At 38.6% G+C, this 22,408-nt stretch carries 15 protein-coding genes; 11 read left to right on the top strand and 4 right to left on the bottom strand.

Features of this window, described 5'->3' with window-relative positions:
- Nucleotides 1-34: 34 nt before the first annotated feature.
- From pgmB to SJY45_RS11125, 6 genes are read left to right on the top strand one after another with little or no spacing between them, the layout of a single operon-like run.
- Nucleotides 35-697, top strand: coding sequence for a beta-phosphoglucomutase (gene pgmB / locus SJY45_RS11150; RefSeq protein WP_400070734.1), 663 nt, complete (start codon nucleotides 35-37; stop codon nucleotides 695-697).
- 31 nt (nucleotides 698-728) lie between these two features.
- Nucleotides 729-3,032, top strand: a complete 2,304-nt coding sequence (locus SJY45_RS11145) for a glycoside hydrolase family 65 protein (protein WP_400070732.1) — start codon at nucleotides 729-731, stop codon at nucleotides 3,030-3,032.
- 3 nt (nucleotides 3,033-3,035) lie between these two features.
- Nucleotides 3,036-4,814 (top strand): alpha-amylase family protein, encoded by a 1,779-nt coding sequence (locus SJY45_RS11140; protein WP_400070730.1) that lies wholly within the window; start codon nucleotides 3,036-3,038, stop codon nucleotides 4,812-4,814.
- A 60-nt stretch (nucleotides 4,815-4,874) separates the two neighbouring features.
- A complete protein-coding gene (locus SJY45_RS11135) occupies nucleotides 4,875-5,570 on the top strand; it encodes a glycerophosphodiester phosphodiesterase (protein ID WP_400070728.1) in 696 nt (231 codons plus the stop codon).
- A complete protein-coding gene (locus SJY45_RS11130) occupies nucleotides 5,570-6,844 on the top strand; it encodes an NAD(P)/FAD-dependent oxidoreductase (RefSeq protein ID WP_400070726.1) in 1,275 nt (424 codons plus the stop codon). Before SJY45_RS11135 ends, SJY45_RS11130 begins: the two co-directional genes overlap by 1 nt.
- On the top strand, nucleotides 6,845-7,384 hold the full coding sequence (locus SJY45_RS11125; RefSeq protein ID WP_400070724.1) for a DUF1697 domain-containing protein: 540 nt from the start codon (nucleotides 6,845-6,847) through the stop codon (nucleotides 7,382-7,384).
- Between the two features lie 8 nt (nucleotides 7,385-7,392).
- On the opposite strand, the gene SJY45_RS11120 is transcribed toward SJY45_RS11125, so the two are convergent.
- A complete protein-coding gene (locus SJY45_RS11120) occupies nucleotides 7,393-7,866 on the bottom strand; it encodes a TspO/MBR family protein (RefSeq protein WP_400070722.1) in 474 nt (157 codons plus the stop codon).
- A 92-nt stretch (nucleotides 7,867-7,958) separates the two neighbouring features.
- Here SJY45_RS11120 and SJY45_RS11115 point away from each other — a divergent pair, with 92 nt between their 5' ends.
- The 5 genes from SJY45_RS11115 to SJY45_RS11095 all read left to right on the top strand — a co-directional run bounded on the left by SJY45_RS11115 (nucleotide 7,959) and on the right by SJY45_RS11095 (nucleotide 13,008).
- Entirely contained in the window at nucleotides 7,959-9,044 is a 1,086-nt protein-coding gene (locus SJY45_RS11115; RefSeq protein WP_289060836.1) for a diphosphomevalonate/mevalonate 3,5-bisphosphate decarboxylase family protein, read from the top strand.
- A gap of 284 nt (nucleotides 9,045-9,328) precedes the next feature.
- Nucleotides 9,329-10,267: a mevalonate kinase gene (locus SJY45_RS11110; RefSeq protein WP_215437736.1), complete on the top strand. Its 939-nt coding sequence runs from the start codon at nucleotides 9,329-9,331 to the stop codon at nucleotides 10,265-10,267.
- A gap of 11 nt (nucleotides 10,268-10,278) precedes the next feature.
- The gene (locus tag SJY45_RS11105; RefSeq protein WP_400070720.1) at nucleotides 10,279-11,184 is read left to right on the top strand and encodes a geranylgeranylglycerol-phosphate geranylgeranyltransferase; all 906 of its coding nucleotides are present in this window, start codon (nucleotides 10,279-10,281) and stop codon (nucleotides 11,182-11,184) included.
- On the top strand, nucleotides 11,184-12,134 hold the full coding sequence (locus SJY45_RS11100) for a carbon-nitrogen hydrolase family protein (protein WP_400070718.1): 951 nt from the start codon (nucleotides 11,184-11,186) through the stop codon (nucleotides 12,132-12,134). The genes SJY45_RS11105 and SJY45_RS11100 overlap by 1 nt, the downstream gene beginning before the upstream one ends.
- Nucleotides 12,135-12,159: 25 nt before the next feature.
- Nucleotides 12,160-13,008, top strand: coding sequence for a pseudouridine synthase (locus SJY45_RS11095; protein WP_215437745.1), 849 nt, complete (start codon nucleotides 12,160-12,162; stop codon nucleotides 13,006-13,008).
- Between the two features lie 167 nt (nucleotides 13,009-13,175).
- Here SJY45_RS11095 and SJY45_RS11090 read toward each other — a convergent pair whose 3' ends face one another.
- Genes SJY45_RS11090 through SJY45_RS11080 form a run of 3 tightly spaced genes read right to left on the bottom strand, consistent with a single transcriptional unit; the run spans nucleotide 13,176 to nucleotide 22,341 of the window.
- Nucleotides 13,176-13,721 (bottom strand): hypothetical protein, encoded by a 546-nt coding sequence (locus tag SJY45_RS11090; protein ID WP_303404409.1) that lies wholly within the window; start codon nucleotides 13,719-13,721, stop codon nucleotides 13,176-13,178.
- A gap of 9 nt (nucleotides 13,722-13,730) precedes the next feature.
- On the bottom strand, nucleotides 13,731-14,663 hold the full coding sequence (locus SJY45_RS11085) for a PorP/SprF family type IX secretion system membrane protein (RefSeq protein WP_303404408.1): 933 nt from the start codon (nucleotides 14,661-14,663) through the stop codon (nucleotides 13,731-13,733).
- 4 nt (nucleotides 14,664-14,667) lie between these two features.
- The gene (locus tag SJY45_RS11080; protein ID WP_400070715.1) at nucleotides 14,668-22,341 is read right to left on the bottom strand and encodes a BspA family leucine-rich repeat surface protein; all 7,674 of its coding nucleotides are present in this window, start codon (nucleotides 22,339-22,341) and stop codon (nucleotides 14,668-14,670) included.
- Nucleotides 22,342-22,408 lie beyond the last annotated feature (67 nt).

Below are 22,408 nucleotides of genomic sequence, written 5' to 3'. Positions count from 1 at the left end.
TTACCTATATTATAATCTAATACGTTGAAACTATATGAGTACATCGGCATTTATATTTGACCTAGACGGCGTAATTGTAGACACCGCAAAGTATCATTACTTAGCTTGGAAGAAACTGGCCAATGAATTAGGTTTTGAATTTACAAAAGAGCAGAATGAATTGTTTAAAGGCGTAAGCCGTAAAAGGTGTTTGGAAATCCTTTTGGATATTGGAGGCATTACGGCAACCCAAGAACAATTTGATACTTGGATGGTTGAAAAGAATAAAGACTATCTAGAATACATAGAAAAAATGGATGCGTCCGAAGTTCTACCGGATGTGCCAAAGATCTTAAATTTTTTAAAGGAAAGGAATATTCCTATTGCCCTTGGCTCGGCAAGTAAAAACGCACGGCCCATTTTGGAAAAAGTAAATCTTTTATCTTATTTTGATGCCATTGTAGACGGCAATGACGTAACCAAGGCAAAACCTGACCCAGAGGTATTCTTGATCGCGGCCCGTAAGTTGGGTGTTGCACCGGAAAAATGTCTTGTTTTTGAGGATGCAGTGGCAGGTATACAAGCGGCGAACAATGCAAATATGGTAAGTATTGGTATTGGAGACGCCCAGGTTCTTTCCGAAGCGAATTATAATTTCAACGACTTTACGGAGATGAGCCTAGATTTTCTGGAAAGCTTAATGTCGGCCGAGGCATAAGCCCATTTTTTCACCCCTAAATTTAAACGAAATGCAAGAGTATATAAAAGCGGACCCTTGGTCAATTATTGAAGAAGGTTTTGATAAAGAATTGGTCAAATCATCAGAAAGTATTTTCAGTATTGGTAACGGAGCTATGGGGCAACGGGCCAATTTTGAAGAGCCGTATTCGGGAGATACTTTTCAAGGGAGTTATATAGCTGGGGTCTATTATCCGGATAAAACCCGCGTTGGCTGGTGGAAAAATGGATATCCAGAGTATTTTGCCAAAGTTCTGAACGCACCTAATTGGATCGGAATAGAGGTTTTCATCAACGGAGAACCTTTGGATTTAAATACCTGCAAAAAAGTAGATAATTTCAGTAGGGAACTAAATATGAAAGAAGGCTGGTACCGTCGTGTTTTTACGGCCGTTCTGCCTAATGATGATAAGGTTTCCGTTAAAGTAACACGTTTCCTGTCTTTGGATTTAGACGAGGTTGGGGCTATTAAATATGAAATAACACCCGAAAATGGCGATGCGGAAATTAAGTTTGTTCCTTATCTAGATAGTGGTATTACCAATGAAGATTCCAATTGGGACGATAAGTTTTGGAACACTACTTCGGTGACTTCGGAAGGCAAGCAGGCTTTTATAGAAGCGCATACTATGAAAACCCATTTTGAGACCTGCACGTTTATGGAAAGCAGGTTGTTCCTTAACGGGGAGGCTATAGAACATCATCCAGCGGAACAGATTTCCGAATTGCGTGTTGGTCACGAATATGTACAAACTGCTAAACAAGGAGATACTTTAGCGCTCCATAAGTTAGGAGGATATGTAGTTTCTCGTAATCATAATGCATCTGCATTAAGGGAAGCTTCTAAAAAAGCTTTGCTCAAAGGTTTTGATTTAGGGTTTGAAGCGTTGTTGGATAGACAAATGCAAGCCTGGGCCAAAATATGGGAGATGAGCGATATCACCATAGATGGCGATGTAAAAGCGCAACAAGGCATCCGGTTCAATATTTTTCAGTTGAACCAAACGTATTTGGGCAAGGATTCACGTTTAAATATTGGACCTAAGGGGTTTACGGGAGAAAAGTACGGCGGAAGTACCTATTGGGATACGGAAGCGTATTGTATTCCTTTTTATATGGCTACCAAAGATCAAAATGTGGCTCGTAGTTTATTGAAATACAGATACAATCACCTTGAAAAAGCTATTGAGAACGCTCAGAAATTAGGTTTTTCAAATGGAGCGGCCCTTTATCCAATGGTTACCATGAACGGTGAGGAATGTCATAATGAATGGGAAATCACTTTTGAGGAAATACACCGTAACGGGGCTATAGCCTTTGCCATTTATAACTATTACCGCTTTACGGGAGACTACTCTTATATCCCGGAAATGGGGTTAGAGGTACTTATTGGTATTGCCCGTTTCTGGCACCAACGAGCCAGCTTTTCTTCGGCTAAGAACAAATATGTTATTTTGGGGGTTACGGGACCCAACGAATATGAGAATAATGTAAACAATAACTGGTATACGAACTATCTGGCCAAATGGTGTATTGACTATACCATAAAGCAGTTACAACAGGTTGAAGACGGTTATAATGAGGATTACCAAAGGGTAATCGGCAAGGTCAAACTTACGGACAATGAAGTAGGACAATGGCAAAAGGTAGCGGATAATATGTATTTTCCGTATTCCGAGGAAAAAGGTGTTTTCTTGCAACAGGACGGATTTTTGGACAAAGAGCTGATTACGGTTAGTGAGCTGCCCAAAACACAAAGACCTATCAATCAAAAATGGAGTTGGGACCGCATTTTACGTTCGCCCTATATCAAACAGGCCGATGTTCTCCAGGGCTTTTATTTCTTTGAAGACCATTTTTCGGAGAAGGAATTGGAAAAGCATTTTGATTTTTATGAGCCTTTTACGGTACATGAATCCTCTTTATCGCCATGCGTACATAGCATTCAGGCTGCAAAATTAGATCGTATGGAGCAGGCCTACACATTCTACTTGAGAACTTCCAGGTTAGATTTGGATGATTATAATAAAGAAGTGGAAGAGGGCTTGCACATTACCTCTATGGCCGGTACTTGGATGAGTATTGTAGAAGGCTTTGGAGGAATGAGGGTGGTAGACGATAAGCTTTCTTTTGAGCCCAAGATACCAGAGCAATGGCAGGCCTATTCGTTTAAAATCAACTTTAGAAATAGAATTCTTAAGGTAACCGTAAAAAATGGTAGTACCGAGTTTCTGCTTAACGGTCAGGAAGATATGTCCATCCGCTTGAACGGGGAGCGTGTTGTGCTAACTCCTAATCAAGTGAAAGTAGTTTGAAGCATGGGGCGGAATAAAAAGAAGGTGGTATATCATGTGTTTACTAGGTTGTTCGGTAATACCAATACAACTAATAAGCCGTGGGGAACCATTGAAGAGAATGGGGTAGGGAAGTTTTCGGATTTTTCAAAAAAGGCCTTGCAGGAAATTAAAAACCTGGGTGTAACCCACATATGGTATACAGGAGTGCCCCACCATGCCGTAATTAATGATTATACGGCATATGGAATTTCTAATGACGATCCGGATGTAGTAAAAGGAAGGGCAGGATCGCCGTATGCCGTAAAGGATTATTACAATGTAAATCCCGATTTGGCAAAAAATCCGAAAAATAGGCTGAAAGAGTTCAAGAATTTGATCGCCCGTACACATAAAGAAGGTCTAAAGGTAATTATTGACATCGTTCCCAACCATGTGGCACGGAAGTATGAAGGCGGTTCAACTCCTGAGGGTAAGGAGCCTTTTGGAGCGTCAGACGATACATCGGTAGAATATCATAGGGACAATAACTTTTATTATATTCCCAATACTCCTTTTCAAGTACCAGAATGGCGTGATGGGTATTTGCCATTGGGCGGGGAAAACCATGAAGGGGTAGACCATAAGTTTTATGAAAACCCGGCAAAATGGACGGGCAATGGTTCGCGTTTGGCGCAACCGGACTTTAATGATTGGTACGAGACCGTAAAAATAAATTATGGGGTAAGATCGGATGGTCATTATGATTTTGATGTTTTACCAGATGATTTTGGTGGGAAGGACTATAAGGCCCATTTTGAGTTTTGGGAAGAAAGGTCTGTTCCGGATTCTTGGAAAAAGTTTAAGGACATTGCGCTATACTGGATAGAAATGGGCGTAGACGGTTTCCGTTATGATATGGCCGAAATGGTACCTGTGGAGTTTTGGAGTTATATGAATTCCAATATTAAAATGAAAAATCCGGATGCCTTTTTAATGGCCGAAGTCTATAACCCCCACGAATACAGAAATTATATTTTTAGAGGGAAAATGGATTACCTCTATGATAAGGTAGAAATGTACGATTCCCTAAAAGGAATTATGCAAGGCCATGGTTGGACGGATCACATTCCTGTTATAAAGAACGGTACGCAAGATATTGAACACCACTTGTTGCATTTCTTGGAAAACCATGATGAGCAGCGTATTGCTTCTCCAGATTTTGCCGGTGATGCCAACAAAGGAAAACCTGCAATGGTGGTTTCGGCCACTATGACCACCGCTCCGGTTATGATTTATTTTGGACAAGAGGTAGGCGAGCCTGCTGCGGAAAATGCTGGATTTGGAAGCCCTACACGGACTTCAATTTTTGACTATATAGGGGTGCCGCACCATCAAAGGTGGGTGAACAATAAAAAGTTTGACGGTGGCCAGCTCTCCAAAGAAGAGGCTGAGTTACGGGATTTTTATCAGCGTTTATTGTCTTTTACCGTTAATAGCAGTGCGCTAATGGGGGCATATCAAGACATTCACTTTTACAATAAAGACCATACGGAATATTACAACCATCACGTACTTTCATATGTACGTTGGTCCAATAGTGAAAAACTTATTGTCATTTCAAACTTTGATGCCAATGACTGGTTTGGTTTTGAATTGAAACTTCCGGAAAATATTGTTCGCGAATGGCAATTGCCAGATGGGGAACATATCATTACTGATGTACTTTACGGGGTGGAGAAAATTTTAAAAGTGCAAAACGGTTCCGCTCAAGTACGCATAGATATTAATCCTCTGGAATCTTTTATTTTCACTGTAAAATAGTATATCATGAATAAGTTGTCAATTCTGACTATCTTTTGTGCTCTAGTTCTATCAAGTTGTATGGAAAACAAGAAACCATTAGTTATTGGGCACCGCGGTGCCATGGGCCATGAAACCGAAAACACAATAGCTTCTATTGAGAAAGCCATGGAGATGGGTGTGGATATGTTGGAGATTGACGTTTTTAAAATAAAGAGCGGTGAAATTGTGGTCTTTCATGATGATACGGTAGAGCGCTTAACCGATGGAAAAGGTGAAATAGAAAAGTATACCCTTAACGAGCTAAAAGCTTTAACCGTAGAGGGCGGGCATAAAATAGCCACGCTACAAGAGGTTCTGGATGTTATGGAAGGAAAGACCCAATTGAATATTGAACTAAAAGGAAGGAATACGGCCGTTGATGTGAATAGAATGATGGGAGCCGAAGTAAAATCGGGTAAATGGCAACTGAACGATTTTATTATTTCCAGCTTTGAGTGGGATGAGTTGCGGGATATGCGAAAGGTAAATAAAGAAGTAAGAATTGCTGTTTTAATTGAAGGTAACCCACTGGACGCACTGGAGGTTGGCAGTGAATTGAATGCTGAAGCTATTAATCCTAGCTTTAAAAAACTTACCGCAGAGAATAACATAAAGATAAAAGAGGCCGGTTTTAAGATTTATCCTTGGACGGTAAACGAGCCACAGGATATTCTACAAATGAAACGCTTTGGCGTTGATGGTATTATTACCAATTATCCAGAACGTATTGATTAATGTTTGATGTTATCGTTATTGGCGGAGGTGCCGCAGGGTTTTATACGGCTATTCATATTGCGGAGGCAAAACCACATCTTAAAATTGCAATTTTAGAACGGGGCAAGGATGTCTTGGGAAAAGTAAAGGTTTCCGGTGGAGGACGTTGTAACGTAACCCATGCAGAGTTTGACCCAAGGGAGTTGACCAAAAACTATCCTAGGGGAGAAAAAGAACTTATAGGCCCTTTTCACACCTATTGTAGCGGAGATACCATAGCTTTTTTTGAAGAAAGGGGAATAACCCTTAAAATAGAATCGGACGGGCGCATGTTCCCGGAATCGGATTCTTCCCAGACCATTATCGATTGTTTTTTGAACGAAACAAACCGTTTGGGTGTTAAAATATTAAAACACAGCGCGGTTTCCAAAATTGAAAAAAGGGAGGATAAAGAGGGGTTTAAAATAACTACTATTAAACATAGCTATGAGTGTGAAAAACTTGTAGTGGCCACGGGAAGTAATCCTAAAGTGTGGAAGCTTCTAGAAAATATGAGCCATACAATTGTGCCTGCGGTGCCTTCTCTATTTACGTTTAACTGCAAAGACGAGCGTATTGCCGGTATTCCCGGGGTAAGTACATTGGCACAGGTAGAGGTATTCCAAAATCAAGTGTACAACTCAAAAGTTACCACACGGTTAAAAAGCAAAAAATCCAAACTGCCTATTTTAACTTCGGATGGGCCACTTCTTATTACGCATTGGGGTTTAAGCGGACCGGCAATCTTAAAACTATCGGCATGGGGTGCACGTTTATTGAATGACATGCACTACAAATTCAAGATACGGGTAAATTGGCTTCCGGATTATAACTTTGAGGGACTCATGGGACTGTTTTTGGAAATTAAGGAGGTAGAGGCCAAAAAAACCGTTTTAAGAACCAAGGCACTTGAAGTTCCCCGTAGGTTGTGGACCAATCTGGTACGGGCTTCAGGTATTGATGAGACGGATAAATGGGCCGATGTTACCAAAAATCAATTGGAGAAATTAGCGCATCAACTTGTAGAATGCGAGCTTAAAATTGATGGAAAAAGTACCTTTAAGGAAGAGTTTGTCACTGCAGGCGGTATCGATTTAAAAGAAGTGAATTTCAAGACGTATGAGAGTAAAAAGCTGCCCGGTATGTATTTTGCTGGCGAGGTCATTAATGTAGATGCTATTACGGGAGGTTTTAATTTTCAAAATGCTTGGACGGGCGGGTATATTGCCGCACAGGCCGTAGCTAATAGTTTTTAAATGAGTGTTTATATTGCTTTGTTAAGGGGGATAAACGTAAGCGGGCAGAAGAAAGTGCCTATGGCAGCGTTGAGGTCTATGTTAACTGAGCTGAGTTTTTTAAATGTAAAAACCTATATACAAAGTGGTAATGTGGTTTTTGAAAGTGAGGAAGTAAGTACTGCTATTTTAGAAGTTTCAATTGCTGAAAACATTAAAAAAGCTTTTGGTTTTGATGTGCCTGTTCTGGTAAAATCAAGAAGCGACTTTCAGGATATTTTTAATAGTAATCCGTATACGGATTTGGATGCCATTGCCCGGAAACAAGTGTATTTTGTTTTGTTGAAAAATCTGCCGGAGCAAGGACTTGTTGATGCTTTTAGTACAGAAACCAATGCTCAAGAGGAGTTTGCAATAACGTGTTATTGTGTGTATTTATGGTGTAAAACAGGATACGGAAAAGCAAAATTGAACAACAATTTTGTAGAGAGAAAGTTAAAGGTTGAAGCCACTACCCGAAATTATAACACCATGGTAAAGCTATTTGAAATGTCTTCTTGAAATAGTAGTTAGTTCAGTTCCCAAAGTTTGTAGTTCAGAACGGTTGCAAAACATACCCAAAGCAGATAGGGCACCAATAGCCAGGCGGCAGGTTTGCTTACCACTTTAAACCATTTTATGGTAATGGCAAGTACAATAAGCAAAGTAATAATTACCAATAGTGCCAAGAGCGGTTCTTTAAGGCCAAAGAAAACAATACTCCATGTTGCATTTAATAGCAATTGAAATCCAAAATGGTAAAGTGCCGTCTGAACCCATAAATGGTAAAGACCCTTTGCCCAAACAATACCGGCGGCTACGCCCATCATAATGTATAGAACGGTCCATACGGGCGCAAACACCCAGTTAGGCGGATTAAAGCTAGGTTTGTTGAGCGTGGTAAACCAGTCGTTTACGGAGCTTTGGGTAGCAAAACTAGATAGGAACCCAATAGCAAGACAAATACTTACGGCGCATATAATGTAGAGGGCTTTCTTTTTCAAAATATAAAGCGTTTACCCCTAAAATAGTGATTTATTCCATTGATGGTTATCACAATCTTGGTAAAAACTATCTTTGCACAAAATATTTCGCGATGACCGAGAAAGAATTTATTCCCTCTCCTTATACAAAGTCCGTTTTATCCGGAAAAACCACCTATAAATCACCAAGTAATATTGCTTTGGTAAAATATTGGGGGAAGAAGGAAAACCAGATTCCAGCTAATCCTTCCATTAGTTTTACTTTAAACGAATGTGCTACGGTAACAACGGTAACCTATGAGAGATTAAACGAGCCAAGTAATAGCTTTTTCTTTGATGTTGCTTTGGATGGAAAAGTAGAGGAAAGTTTCAAACCGAAAATCAGTACTTTTTTTGAGCGGGTATATCAGTATCTTCCGTTTTTAAAGGAGTATCAGTTTAAGATAGAAACCTCTAATTCCTTTCCGCATAGTAGTGGTATAGCTTCATCGGCGTCAGGTATGAGCGCATTGGCACTTTGTCTAATGGAGATAGAACGCAATTTAAACCCTGAAATGACTCAGGATTATTTTAATCAAAAGGCATCTTTTTTGGCAAGATTAGGTTCGGGGAGTGCCGCGCGGAGTATAAAAGGTAGTTTAGTGCAATGGGGCGTACATGCCAAAATTGAGGGGAGTTCCAACTTATACGGAGTTGAATATCCACATAAAGTACATTCTGTTTTTCAAAATTATTGCGATACCATTTTATTGGTAGACAAAGGTCAAAAACAGGTGAGCAGTACGGTAGGGCATGACCTCATGCACGGGCATCCTTTTGCGGAACAACGGTTTCATCAGGCCCATGAAAACCTTTTAAAGCTAGAAACGGTTTTTGCCGAGGGTGATTTAAACGGGTTTATTTCTATTGTTGAAAGCGAAGCCCTAACGCTTCATGCTATGATGATGACAAGTCAACCTTATTTCATCCTCATGAAGCCCAATACACTTGAAATTATCAATAAAATATGGGCATTCCGCGAGGATTCTAAAACCCATGTCTGCTTCACTTTGGATGCCGGGGCCAATGTTCATGTACTCTATCCTGAAGATGAGAAAACACAAGTACAACAATTTATTAAGGATGAGTTAGCGGCGTATTGCCAAAACGGACAATTTATTCACGACTTTGTAGGAAACGGCGCTCAAAAAATAAACTAAGAACTTCATAATTTAATAGAAGTTAGGCCGTTCAAGCTTCAAGAACAATATGTTGTTTTGATCCATTATGTATCATAAAACGTACATATAGCGTATCTTTAAGTAGGTGCATAACATGAATTGGCTGCAGATGGGTAAGGTTTTTGCTTTAAACCGGACTAAGTATGGCGGGGTTTATGTGTTTTAACAGATAAAATTATAACGTTAATCGTGTAGTGGGGCAGAATTGTAGAATCATCAAAAGTATATTTTGTATTTTTGCACCGTAGCTAACCAACTATATAATGAAAGGACCATTATTTTATTCGAAAATACTTCTCTTTGGAGAATATGGGATTATTAAAGATTCCAAAGGACTTTCCATTCCCTACAATTTTTTTAAGGGAGCTTTAAAGACGGATGAAAACCCGTCTGAAACGGCTAAGGAATCTAATGCTAGTCTTCGTGAATATGTAGGTTACTTAGAGATGATCCATAAAAACAGTCCTGATTTAGTTTCCTTTGATTTTGTTTCTTTAAAAGCTGATGTTGAAGGGGGTATGTATTTTGATAGTTCTATTCCGCAAGGATATGGTGTAGGCAGTAGCGGCGCACTTGTTGCTGCTATTTATGATAAATACGCACAGGATAAGATTACGGTTCTTGAAAACCTTACCAGAGAGAAATTACTTAGGTTAAAGGCAATTTTCGGAAAAATGGAATCTTTTTTCCACGGAAAATCTTCTGGTCTAGATCCTTTGAACAGTTATTTGAGTATTCCTATTCTTATCAATTCTCAAGATAATATAGAATCTGCCAGCATACCTACCCAAAATCCGGAAGGAAAAGGGGCAGTGTTTTTGTTGGATAGCGGCTCAACGGGCGAAACGGCTCCCATGATTCAAATTTTCATGGAGAAAATGAAACAAGAGGGCTTCCGTAACATGCTTAAAGACCAGTTTATCAAACACACAGATGCTTGTGTGGAAGATTTTGTAAGCGGAAATGTAAAATCGCTTTTTGGCAACCTAAAACAATTGTCTCACGTGGTGCTTGATAATTTTAAGCCTATGATACCGGCAAAGTTCCATGACCTATGGAAAAAAGGTATTGAGACCAATGACTATTATCTAAAACTTTGTGGTTCCGGTGGTGGTGGCTACATTCTAGGTTTTGCCGAAGATTTGGATAAAGCTAAAAAAGCATTGAAGGGCTACAATTTGGAAGTGGTTTACAACTTCTAAAATCACAATACATGCTCAGTAGAAAAAATAGGCTTTTACTATTAAAGGTATTCAGTCTGTTTTCTGTTGTTCGCGGATACAATATTCTCATGATTGTTTTGGCGCAGTACTTGGCGTCTATCTATATTTTGGCACATCAACTACCTGTGCGGGAAGTTGTCTTTGATCTAAACCTTTTTATTATCGTAATAGCTTCGGCCTTGGTAGTCGCCAGCGGTTATATTATCAATAATTTTTACGATGCGGAGAAAGATTTGATCAACAAACCCAGAAAGAGTATGATCGATCGGTTTGTTGGCCAACAGTTTAAGTTAACCACTTATTTTATCCTTAATTTTTTGGCGGTTATAGCGGCAAGTTATGTATCATTTAAGGCGGTATTTTTCTTTTCGGCCTATATTTTCGGGATATGGTTTTACTCACATAAATTAAAAAAAATGCCTTTTGTGGGCAACTTTGTCTCCGCTACCCTGGCCATAGCCCCTTTTTTTGCCGTCTTTGTGTATTACAAAAATTTTGAAAACGTAATTTTTGTGCATGCCATGTTTTTGTTTTTATTGATTTTGGCAAGAGAGATGATCAAAGACCTAGAAAACATAAAAGGAGATTTGGCCCAGAACTATAAGACCATTCCTATTTTGTATGGCGGTAAGGTTTCTAAAACTCTTATTTCTGTATTGATTTTGCTAACCTTGATTCCTTCACTTTTGTTAATACTAAAGTTTGATGTAGGGTATATGCATTACTATTTTATGGCCTGCGTGCTACTTTTATTGTTATTCTTGGTTTTATTGGTAAAATCAAAATCTAAGAAAGACTATGTTTGGCTGCATAACATCCTTAAGCTTATTATCATAGTAGGAGTTTTTAGTATTCTCTTGATTGACGTAGACCTAGTATTAAATCGAATTTTATAATGGAAAATAGATTGAGAGTGGCTCTGGCCCAGATTTCACCAGTTTGGTTGGACAAAGCAGCGACACTAAAGAAAATTGAGGCCACTCTTCGGGAGGCTGCAAACGAAAAAGCGGAACTTGTAGTTTTTGGTGAAGCCCTTTTGCCCGGTTATCCTTTTTGGTTGGCCTTAACGGATGGAGCGGCTTGGGATACCAAAGTGAATAAAGAATTACATGCGCACTATGCACGAAATTCTGTGCAAATTGAACTAGGTGAGTTGGCTTCTGTGTGTCTTTTGGCAAAGGAACATAAGATTGCGGTGTATTTGGGCATTATTGAAAGAGCCCAAAACAGGGGAGGCCATAGTCTCTATTGCTCTTTGGTTTATATTGATGCCACGGGCGAAATCAAATCCGTTCACCGTAAATTACAACCCACTTATGACGAACGATTAACATGGGCGCCCGGAGATGGTAACGGACTTCAAGTACACCCGCTTAAACAATTTACCGTTGGCGGACTTAATTGTTGGGAGAATTGGATGCCTTTACCACGTACGGCACTTTACGGTCAGGGCGAGAATTTACATATTGCCGTTTGGCCAGGTAGTGATCTTAATACAAAAGATATAACCCGTTTTATAGCGCGGGAATCACGCAGTTTTGTAATATCTGTATCCTCATTGATGAAAAAATCCGATTTTCCGGAAACTACACCACATTTGCAAGAAATATTGAAAAAGGCACCCGAGGTCATGGCCAATGGAGGTTCTTGCATTGCAGGTCCTGATGGGGAATGGTTGCTTGAGCCTGTTTTGGATAGGGAAGGTTTGTTGTATCATGACCTTGATTTTAACAGGGTTTATGAAGAGCGCCAGAATTTTGACCCGGTTGGGCACTACTCAAGACCTGATATTACGAAGCTTAGCGTAAATAGAGAGCGTCAATCTACCGTAGAGTTCAAAGATTAAAGCTACCTTTGCATAAATTTTAGATATGGGCAGATCAGATTCCAACAATGATAAGAGAGCTTCGGGAAGACAAGGTGGTACTTTCCGCAAGAAGAGTTATGCGCGTGGTAATGCACCAATACGGAAGAAAACGGAACAAGAACCAAAAAAACCATCGGACCCTAACGTTATCCGCTTGAACAAATATGTAGCCAACTCAGGAGTGTGTTCACGTAGAGAAGCGGATATTTATATTTCAGCGGGTAGTGTAACCGTAAACGGAAAGCCTGTGGTTGAAATGGGGTATAAAGTAAAACTTACGGACGAGGTTAAGTTTGATGGCCGTTTGCTGAACCCTATTAAAAAAGAATACGTACTGCTTAATAAACCCAAAGATTTTACGACCGCTGCACGAAATGAGCACGGTAGGCGTACCGCTCTAGGTTTAATTTCCAAAGCTACCAAAACGGAGCTTCTGCCTGTAGGTAAGCTAAGTAAGGATACCACAGGGCTCTTACTTTTTACAAATGACGGCGAGTTGACCAAACGTTTGAACAGTCCTAAAAACGGATTGCGAAAGATATTTCATGTAGAACTCAACAAACCTTTACGTAGTGCCGATTTAAAAAAGATTCAAGAAGGAATACTTGTTGATGAGAAGGTAATTAAGGTACAGGATATTAGTTTTGTAGATAAAGCGCCCAAGAACCAAATAGGTATGGAAATCTTCAGTACCCGTACCAATATTGTACAACGTATTTTTGAGACTCTAGGGTACGAAATCGTAAAATTGGACCGCGTAGTTTATGCAGGACTTACCAAAAAAGACTTGCCTAGAGGGCACTGGCGTTACCTAACGGAGCAAGAGGTGGTTAATTTGGGTATGATCAAATAATTTATCGCCAGAGATAGGTTGAATTTGATAACCATAAAGTAAGATTAAGGTAACTTTTGAAACGTACGAAAGCTACATCTTTGTATCATAGTTTATTTGTTTAAGTAAACAGCAGCAAGCCTTAAGACCGATATTCGTATCGGTTTTGTCTTTTCTGCAACTCTCGCTTAATTGGATAACAAGTTCCATTCTTCCCAATCGTGGGGTTCTTTACGGCCATCCCAAAAATATTTATAGGGTAGTGCCTTTTCTTGCCATGGAGCAAGTGGGTAAATATCGTAATTATCGTCATGGTCATAAAGGCCATAAGTAGGGTTCTCTCCCCAGAAAAATTCAAATTTTACAGTCTCTTTTAGTTCGGGAATATAAACGCTTCCCATTACAATTGAATGTGTTGAGCCACTAACGGGTGTTGTAAATGCTTTTGTTTTTTCAATATTTAATGATGTTCCAATGGGCAGTTTATAAATGGGTTTATTGGTTTCGTAAAAACTAGTGTTAGTTAGATTTAAGATATATGGGTTTTCTAAAAAATGCTGGTGTATGGTTATATAGCACTCATGTTTGGTTATCAAGGTTTTATTAATAATTGTGTTATAGGGAAATTTATTGGATAAATCTTCTGTTTTTGTCCTAAAAACCAAGTAAAAAGAGCTCACTATTATAGCTGCACCAAGTAGGAGGGACCCAATAATTATTTTTTTTATGGACATAGCTGAAATTTAGTCTAATGCATAACCATCCCCAAATTGATAGCTCAAAATAATTCCGTGGGTATTCCCTAGCGAAGAATCATTAGTAGCCAAATTGTAGTTATATATGGCCCGTACATTATCAAATAAATAAATGCCTGCTAAAAAGTTTAAAGAATTATTGGTCCTATATCCCGTACCTAATTCAAATTTGTTTCTAAAACTCACAGCAACATTTAAATCCGCCTGTAATGCGGCACCATTCTCATGCTTTATGAGAACGTTGGGCTTTATCATTAAATCTTGAAAACGATTGTTGAAAAAGCGATACCCAAAATATCCATAATAAGGACTATTTAATTTTAATGAATCGTCTGAAGCCAACGCATCCCCTAAGATATTTGGCGTTGAAAATCCTACATAAAACGAAGCGTGATTAAATAAAAATCCCAAACCAATTGTTGGTATGGTAGCATTGATGTCCTGTGCAAAATTTGGGTCGCCTACTATGCCTAGTTGGGTTAAGTTGTCTTGGTATTGTTGAAGACCTGCGGTAATCCCAAAGGATAATACCCCTGCATCATAGAGTTGCCAATAAGGTCTGTTACTTTTAAAGTCAAAGAATATTTTATAGGAATAGGATGCAAAGAAATTTGTGGAAGTAGTTACTCCTATCTGATCTCTTATGAGACCGGCGCCTAGACCAACCTTATTCCGGTTCAAAGATCCATGACCACTCAAAGAGAAGCTTTTAGGGCTACCCTCTATCTGGTTAAAAAATCCAGAATTGCTTAATGAAATTTCTGTGTTTTGGGTTAAACCCGCATAAGCGGAATTTAATATAAACGGATTGTAATTGTACTCTGTAAATGTTGGTGTTTGTTGCCCAAACACAGAGCTATATGAGGTAAGCGACAGCAGAACACCTAGTGCCAGCGTGCCAATTTTTTGGTTTAGTTTCAATGGATTAACGCTTGATTACTACGTACCCTGTAGTTTTTTTAAGAATAGTTTCGCCTTCAATCTGAATGTGGAAGAAATAAGTTCCTGCCGGTAATTTTCCTGCACCCATTTTGGTCTTTAAATTGGCCTCACCACGGAAAACATTGGAGTTATTGTCGTAATTGTTTATTTGAAAAACGGCATCTCCCCATCTGTTGTAAATCATTACCGAATTTTCCGGGTAGTACTCAATATTATCTATATGCCAATATTCATTAATTCCATCTCCATCCGGTGAGAAGCCATACTTGGTGTCATCTTCCGGTATAACCGTGGTAAAGGACTGTTCTTCACATTGTACTGCGTTACCTGCACTATTGTATGGAACAATATTTATATAAATTTGTGTATCAAGAGGTAACTCCTCTGTGTGTGTATATGTTGTAGTATTACCTAAATCTTGATTGTTGAGGATTTCAGTTCCACTAGGAGTGGTTCCAATTGATAAGCGGTAACCATCTGTTTTGTCTATCGCGTTCCATAAAATGCTGCTTTCCAAGGGTACATCATTTTCTCCATTGAACGGACTGGTCAATTGAGTACATCCCGGAGCTATTATTTCCGTTTCAAAACTTTCTGTTGTACAACCAATAGCGCTTCCGGAAGTGTTGTATGGGGTAATGGTAACATAAATTAAACTTTCGGAAGGTAAATTTTCAGCAAAGGTATAGCTGGTTAAAGAAGCTACGTCTTCATTGTTTACAATATCGGTACCGTTTAGATATGTACCTACTGAAATTCGATAACCATCGGCATCTGAGCTTGGATTCCATGAAATATCGGTCATGATAGAAACTTCAGTTGCATCGTTTAGAGGAACTGTTAAATTGGTGCAAGAAGGTATTGGCCGTATTACAAAACTTTCCGAGGCACACCCCATCGCATCACCTACTTCATTGTACGGAGTAATGGTAACCGTAACATTTTCCCCTTCATCAAAATCATTTGGAAGAACATAAGTGGTATCTGTTGTGTCATAATTGGAAATGTCATTTGCGTTACTATTGCTACCATCAATAGTTAATCTATAACCATCAGCGTCTATAACTGGATTCCAGCTAATTTCGCTTGTAGTTTGTATGATATCTCCATTTACAGGAGATACCAAGTTGGTACACATGGGTATGGTCTTTATAGTAAAACTCTCCGAAGTACATCCAATGGCGTCTCCAACATTATTGTAAGGAACAATGGTAACTGTAACCGTTTCGCCTTGTTCAAAATCATTTGGAAAACTATAGGATGTTCCGGTTGATAAAACTAAATCGGTTACGTTATTACCCGTACTGCTACTTGCTAAAACGGTTAACTTGTATCCATTTGCTTCGGTAATAGGTTGCCATTCCAAATTTGTGTCAACAGCTACATCAATGGTGCCATTTGTAGGGGTGTTTAAATAGGTGCATGGCGGTACGGCCTCAATAATAAAGCTTTCTGAAGTACACCCAATAGCATCTCCCACTTCATTATATGGGGTAATGGTAACCGTAACGGTTTCACCTTGTTCAAAATTATTGGTAAAATCATAGGTTGTAGTTGTAGTATCAAAATCTGTTAGGTTGTTTGCGGTGCTGCTACTGCCGGTTACAGATACTTTATAACCCGTAGCATCTGTTACAGTATTCCAGGTAATATCAGAATCTACTGCAATATTTATAGAACCATTTGTAGGTGAACTTAGAGCTGTGCAAGTAGACACAGGTTTTATTGTAAAACTTTCCGAAGTACACCCTATAGCATCCCCAACGGAGTTATATGGTACAATGGTTACGGTAACAGTTTCTCCTTGTTCAAAATCATTAGCGAAATTATATGTGGTACCCGAAGTTATATCAACATTTGTTATATTGTTAAACGTGCTATTACTTGCGATAACGGTAAGTTTATAACCGTCTGCATCTGTGCTTGCGTTCCATTCTAAATTGGTGCTTGGAGCAATATCAACAGCTCCTGCCGTCGGTGTTATTAAAGTAGTACACGTTGGTATTGGAGGAGGAACAATAGTAAAGCTCTCCGAGGTGCATCCAATAGCATCACCAGTATCGTTGTATGGCGTAATAGTGACAGTAACAGTTTCACCTCTTTCAAAGTCATTTGCAAAAGTGTGTGTAGTACCTGAGGTGATATCAACATCGGTTAAATTATTGGCAGTACTACTGCTAGCAGTTACCGTTAATTTATAGCCATTAGTGTTGCCACTAGGGTTCCATTCAATATTAGAATCTACCGCAATATTTGTTGCTCCGTTTGCAGGCATTAACAATGTTGTACAAAGCGGCACACCATCGGTAGTAAAACTTTCTTCTGTACAGCTCATGGCGTCGCCATTATCATTGTACGGAGTAACACTTACATAAATTGTTGTGCTCTCGGGTAAATCAGCAGCAAGATCGTGAATTAAAACATCGCCAACATCGCCAGAATAAATATCAGAACTGCCTGAAGAAGTACCTACGGATAATTTGTACCCCGTAGCAGAAGTTATTTCGGCCCATGTTAAATTGGTATCAGGGGCAACCGCAGTTGCTCCATGTATTGGCGCAGATAAACTTGTGCATGACGGAGGACTCGTAGAATCTCCTGTAGTAAAGGTTTCTTCTATACAACCTGTTGCATCACCTTCTGCATTATACGGAATAATAGTTACGTAATGCATCCTAGCTTCTTGTAAATCTCCAGGAATATCATAAGTGGTAAAATTACCAACGTCAATATTGTTTACTACTTCAATTCCACCAGAAGTAGTTCCAACAACTACTAAATATCCAGTAGCGTTAGATACCGCTGTCCAACTTAATTGCGTATCAATAGGTACGTCAGTTGCACCATTCAATGGAGTTGTTAAATTTGTACAAACCGGTGGTACAGGAATTATTTCCGTATGGAAACTTTCTTCGGTACAACTTGTGGCATCACCTTCATCGTTATAAGGAATAATAGTCACGAAAATATCACTGTCTTCAGGCAAGTCTGTTGCAAATTCGTAAGTGGTAATATTACCAACATCTTCCGAATTTAGAATGTCGTTTGCCCCTTCTGAGGTTCCTACTGTTATTTTATAGCCATCTGCGTTGGAAATAGGGTTCCAACTTAGGTCTGTGGTTACAGCAACATCAGTTACTCCATCTAAAGGCTCAATTAAAGTAGTACAATCTGGTATGGTTGCCGGATTACTTGATATAGTAAAACTTTCTTCGGTACATGGACCAACAGCATCTCCTTCTGTATTAAAAGGAATTAAGGTTACATAGACTACATCTCCAGTATTGAAATCGGATGCAAACTCGTATGAGGTTTCATTGGTGATAGTGGCATTATTTACAATATCGTTGCCTCCTGAGCTTGTGCCTACTGTTAAACGGTATCCTTCTGCGTATAAAGCGTGTTCCCACGTAATATTTGTATTTACCGGTACATCTGTATCGCCATTAAGCGGAGAGGTTAATAGGGTACAATCTGGTATGGGACAATCGCGAACATCTTGGTTAAATGTCCAACCAAAATTATCGATCATAGCTTGTCTTTCTTCCTGTGCATCACAATAAGGTAAATCTTCTGCACCAAGTGTAATACCAGGAGTTAGGTTTTGCTCTGACCAAGCAATTAAAGTGTTGTCGTAGTTTTCTCTAACCAGAGCAGTATGGTCTAGCATGTCACTCATATTGGTAACATTACTAACATCCCATTCTGCCAAACTTTGGTTTAAAGCAATGGCATTATCAAACATAGCATGCATTGTTACTAAACCTGGATTCCATAAATCCATAGGTTGGTTGTATGCCGATGCATTTCTGAACATATAATCCATGTTCTCTACTCCAGAAATACGCCAGTTATTTAGGTCTTGGTTAAAGATGGTTGCGCCGCTGAACATTTCTTCCATAGTAGTAACACCACGAACATTCCAATCACCAATATTTTCATTAAAGGCTATTGCATCTTTAAACATATCTTCCATAGTAGCTACAGAAGCTACGTTCCAAGAGTTCATGGTTTGGTTATATGATGTTGCTCCATTGAACATGGCTTCCATAGTGGTTACAAAGGAAACATCCCAAGGGTCAATGTTTTGGTTAAAGGTAGAAGCTCCCATAAACATTTCTTGCATGGTTAATGCTTCACCAGTATTCCAATTAGATAGCGGTTCATTAAATGCTAGAGCGTTTTTAAACATCGCTTCAAAATTGGTTACTACTGCAGTGTTCCAATTATTTAAATCTTGATTAAAAACTTCGGCATCTTCAAACATAGATTCCATAAGGGTTACAGAACTAACGTTCCATGTACTTATAGGTTGGTTGAATAGTACAGCATCTTCAAACATAGAAGTCATATTTGCTACTGCACTTACATCCCAGCTATCTAAGGGTTGGTTAAATACTGATGCACCACGAAACATACTAGACATGTTTACCACGGAATTTACGTCCCAACTGTTTAGTGGTTGGTCAAAACTTGAAGCATTGTTAAACATGGAGGACATATTAGTTACATTGGTAACATTCCAACCATTAATATTTTGATTAAAATTATCTGCTCCGTTGAACATAGAATTCATATCTGTTACAGATGATACATTCCAATTGTTTAAAGGTTGATTAAAGGCATCTGTATTGTTAAACATTAAAGCCATGTTTGTTACGTTAGTAACATTCCAACCATTAATATTTTGATTAAAGTCTATTGCTCTCCTAAACATCATTGTCATGTTGGTTACGCTACTAACGTCCCAATTGTCTAAAGGCTGATTAAATGGAATGTCATATACAAAACCATCGAACATTTTAGACATATCGGTTACATTACTGACATCCCAATTATCTAGTGGTTGATTAAAAAGCAGTGCTCTTTCGAACATACTAGACATATCGGTTACATTACTAACATCCCAATTATTAATGTTCTGATTGAATAATTCGGTCTGTTCAAAAGTTCTGGACATATCCGTTACATTACTGGTATTCCAATTGTCAAGTGGTTGGTCAAAGGCATCCGCACCAAGAAACATTGTAGATATAGTTGTTACATTACTTATATCCCAATTATTTAATGGTTGATTAAAAGCTTGAGCTGCTAAGAAAACACCACTCATATTAGTAACATTACTAACATCCCAATCGTTAATGTTACCGTTAAACAAAAAACAAGCACCAAACATATTTTGCATGCTTTCAACTTGTGTAAGATTAGGAATATCCGTTGCGTTGTATTCCATATTTTGGCAGTAATAGAACGTACTTTGCATAGAACCCCAAACCTGGTCTCCCCATTGGTCCATTGAAATAAGTTTTTTATTATCTCTATTGCTGGAACTGTGGTAAAATGCAGGGAAATCTCCAATGATTGCAATTGTATAAATTCCAGGGTTTAAATAAGAATGTGTTATATCATTTGTAACATTATTATCATACTGCCCATCTCCCCAATCAATATTAAAGTCGTATGTTAAATAGTCAGGATAGCCATCATTTAGTTCTATTCTATATTGATTTGCCGCAGAAGAACTGGTATCTAAATTTCTAGTATCAATAGTGATTTTAAAAACATCGGTTCTGTTAACCCAACTTTCAACTACAGTAAAACTAATTTCTTGGCATCCTACGGCATCCCCTTCACCATTATAAGGTACTACAGTAACATATACGGTGTCATTAGCCATAAATTCATTGGTAAAGTCTAAACCTACGGTATTTCCTACATCATAATTGTTAGCGGTATTTCCACCAATAGTAGCATAACTACGAACCCCACCACGTTCAATTTCTAAGGTAACTTTATACCCTGTGGCATTTGGTGCAGAATCCCACCGGATATCGCTATTAGCAGGTGTAGCTGTATCACTTGCATGCGGCATCGTAATATCGGTACAAAGTACATACGAACAGTTGACCGCATCTCCGGAGATTGTCCAGCCATCATCATCTATTAAACTTTGTCTTTGGCTTAAGGCATCGCAATATTGTAGGTTTGTTGCGCCTAAATTTACTCCAGTATTTACAGTTTGACCAGCCCAACCAATTAATGTATTATCATAATTTTCCTGCGATATTCCACTATTTGACAACATATTTGTCATATTGGTCACAGAAGAAATATCCCAAATACCCAAGTTTTGGTTGAAAGTATTGGCAGAAGTGAACATACCAGACATATCGGTAATACTAGATGTATTCCAGCCCGTTATATCTTGATTAAAAGAACTTGCACGGTTAAACATGTTTTGGAAACTAGTAACATTGCTGAGGTTCCATAAATTTAATGGTTGATTGAAACTTGAAGCCCTATCAAACATTGATGAAACATTAGTTACATTACTTATATTCCAATTATTTAGGGGTTGATTGAACACCTGTGCCTGTTGAAACATTGTGGACATGTTCGTGACACTGCTAACGTTCCACCCACTTATATCTTGATTAAATACATCTGTTAGCGAAAACATACCTGCCATATTAGTTACATTGCTAACATTCCATCCACTTATATCTTGGTTAAAACCAGAGTTATCTCTAAACATATAACTCATATCGGAAACATTACTTACGTTCCAATTATCTAAAGGGTGGTTGTAAACTTGATCCCAATACCAACCATCAAACATGCTAGACATATTGGTAGCATTAGTAACATTCCAATTGTTTAAGGGGTGATTAAAAGTTCTATGTCTTTGAAACATTTCTGAGAAATCTAGAACAGAAGATACATCCCAACTAGCTAAAGGGTGATTGTAAACGGCATGTCTAAACATTCCAGACATATTTGTTACACTAGCTACATTCCAATTACCAATAGGGTGGTTAAAAGCAGAACCATCAAACATGGACGACATATCTGTTACGTTGCTTACAATCCAATTATTTAATGGGAAATTGAACCTATTAGTATATCTAAACATAGCAGACATGTTTGTTACCTGAGCAACATTCCAATTGTTGATATTTTGGTTAAAATTACCAGCACTACTAAACATTGCGGACATGTTAGTTACAGCACCAGTATTCCAATTATCTAATGGCTCATTATATTGACCTGCACTAGCAAAAGTTTCAGACATATCTGTAACGTTACTTGTATCCCATAAATCTAAAGGTCTATTAAAGGTGTTACAATTTGCAAAAGTTCCAGAAAGATCAGTAATCGTACTTATATCCCAATCATTCACAATTCCATTGAATGAAGTTCCTCCTCTAAACATATTTTTAAATGAAGTTACTTGGGTCATATCTGGTGAATCGATTAAATCAAAATTCATATTTGCACACCCAAAAAAAGCATTTTCCATAGTCTGCCATTGAATATCGCCCCAAGCCAATATTTCAATGATTTTTAGTTTATCATTAGCCCGGTCATCATTAAAATAGATAGATGGGAAAGTGCCACTTATTTCAATTGTATAGGTGCCTGGTGCGGCATAGTCATGAGTTATATTGCCTGTTACCCCAGTATCCGTAGAGCCATCTCCCCAATCTACATCATAATTGTAAGTAGTGTATGCGGGGTTGGTAGGTATGGTTATTTGGTTGTTAGCAGAAGAACCTGTTTCTGTATTATTGGTATTCCAAATTGAGGTAAATGATTGGGCAACTGTGCTAGCGCTAAAAAATAAAAATAGCAGAATGGGCAGTAGGTTTTTAGTCATTTCTGGTTGGTTTGGGGTAGTATTCGCGTACAGGTTAGATAAAATGATGGAGACTATATCTTATGGA

The organism is Zobellia russellii, assembly GCF_044597075.1.
GTDB lineage: Bacteria > Bacteroidota > Bacteroidia > Flavobacteriales > Flavobacteriaceae > Zobellia > Zobellia russellii.
This window is presented reverse-complemented; position numbering and strand designations above follow the sequence as displayed.

What these genes read in the sequence shown, in the direction of transcription:
- pgmB (WP_400070734.1), top strand. Translation starts at nt 35, where the DNA reads ATGAGTACATCGGCATTTATATTTGACCTAGACGGCGTAATTGTAGAC.
- SJY45_RS11145 (WP_400070732.1), top strand. Translation starts at nt 729, where the DNA reads ATGCAAGAGTATATAAAAGCGGACCCTTGGTCAATTATTGAAGAAGGT.
- SJY45_RS11140 (WP_400070730.1), top strand. Translation starts at nt 3,036, where the DNA reads ATGGGGCGGAATAAAAAGAAGGTGGTATATCATGTGTTTACTAGGTTG.
- SJY45_RS11135 (WP_400070728.1), top strand. Translation starts at nt 4,875, where the DNA reads ATGGAAAACAAGAAACCATTAGTTATTGGGCACCGCGGTGCCATGGGC.
- SJY45_RS11130 (WP_400070726.1), top strand. Translation starts at nt 5,570, where the DNA reads ATGTTTGATGTTATCGTTATTGGCGGAGGTGCCGCAGGGTTTTATACG.
- SJY45_RS11125 (WP_400070724.1), top strand. Translation starts at nt 6,845, where the DNA reads ATGAGTGTTTATATTGCTTTGTTAAGGGGGATAAACGTAAGCGGGCAG.
- SJY45_RS11115 (WP_289060836.1), top strand. Translation starts at nt 7,959, where the DNA reads ATGACCGAGAAAGAATTTATTCCCTCTCCTTATACAAAGTCCGTTTTA.
- SJY45_RS11110 (WP_215437736.1), top strand. Translation starts at nt 9,329, where the DNA reads ATGAAAGGACCATTATTTTATTCGAAAATACTTCTCTTTGGAGAATAT.
- SJY45_RS11105 (WP_400070720.1), top strand. Translation starts at nt 10,279, where the DNA reads ATGCTCAGTAGAAAAAATAGGCTTTTACTATTAAAGGTATTCAGTCTG.
- SJY45_RS11100 (WP_400070718.1), top strand. Translation starts at nt 11,184, where the DNA reads ATGGAAAATAGATTGAGAGTGGCTCTGGCCCAGATTTCACCAGTTTGG.
- SJY45_RS11095 (WP_215437745.1), top strand. Translation starts at nt 12,160, where the DNA reads ATGGGCAGATCAGATTCCAACAATGATAAGAGAGCTTCGGGAAGACAA.
- SJY45_RS11090 (WP_303404409.1), bottom strand. Translation starts at nt 13,721, where the DNA reads ATGTCCATAAAAAAAATAATTATTGGGTCCCTCCTACTTGGTGCAGCT.
- SJY45_RS11080 (WP_400070715.1), bottom strand. Translation starts at nt 22,341, where the DNA reads ATGACTAAAAACCTACTGCCCATTCTGCTATTTTTATTTTTTAGCGCT.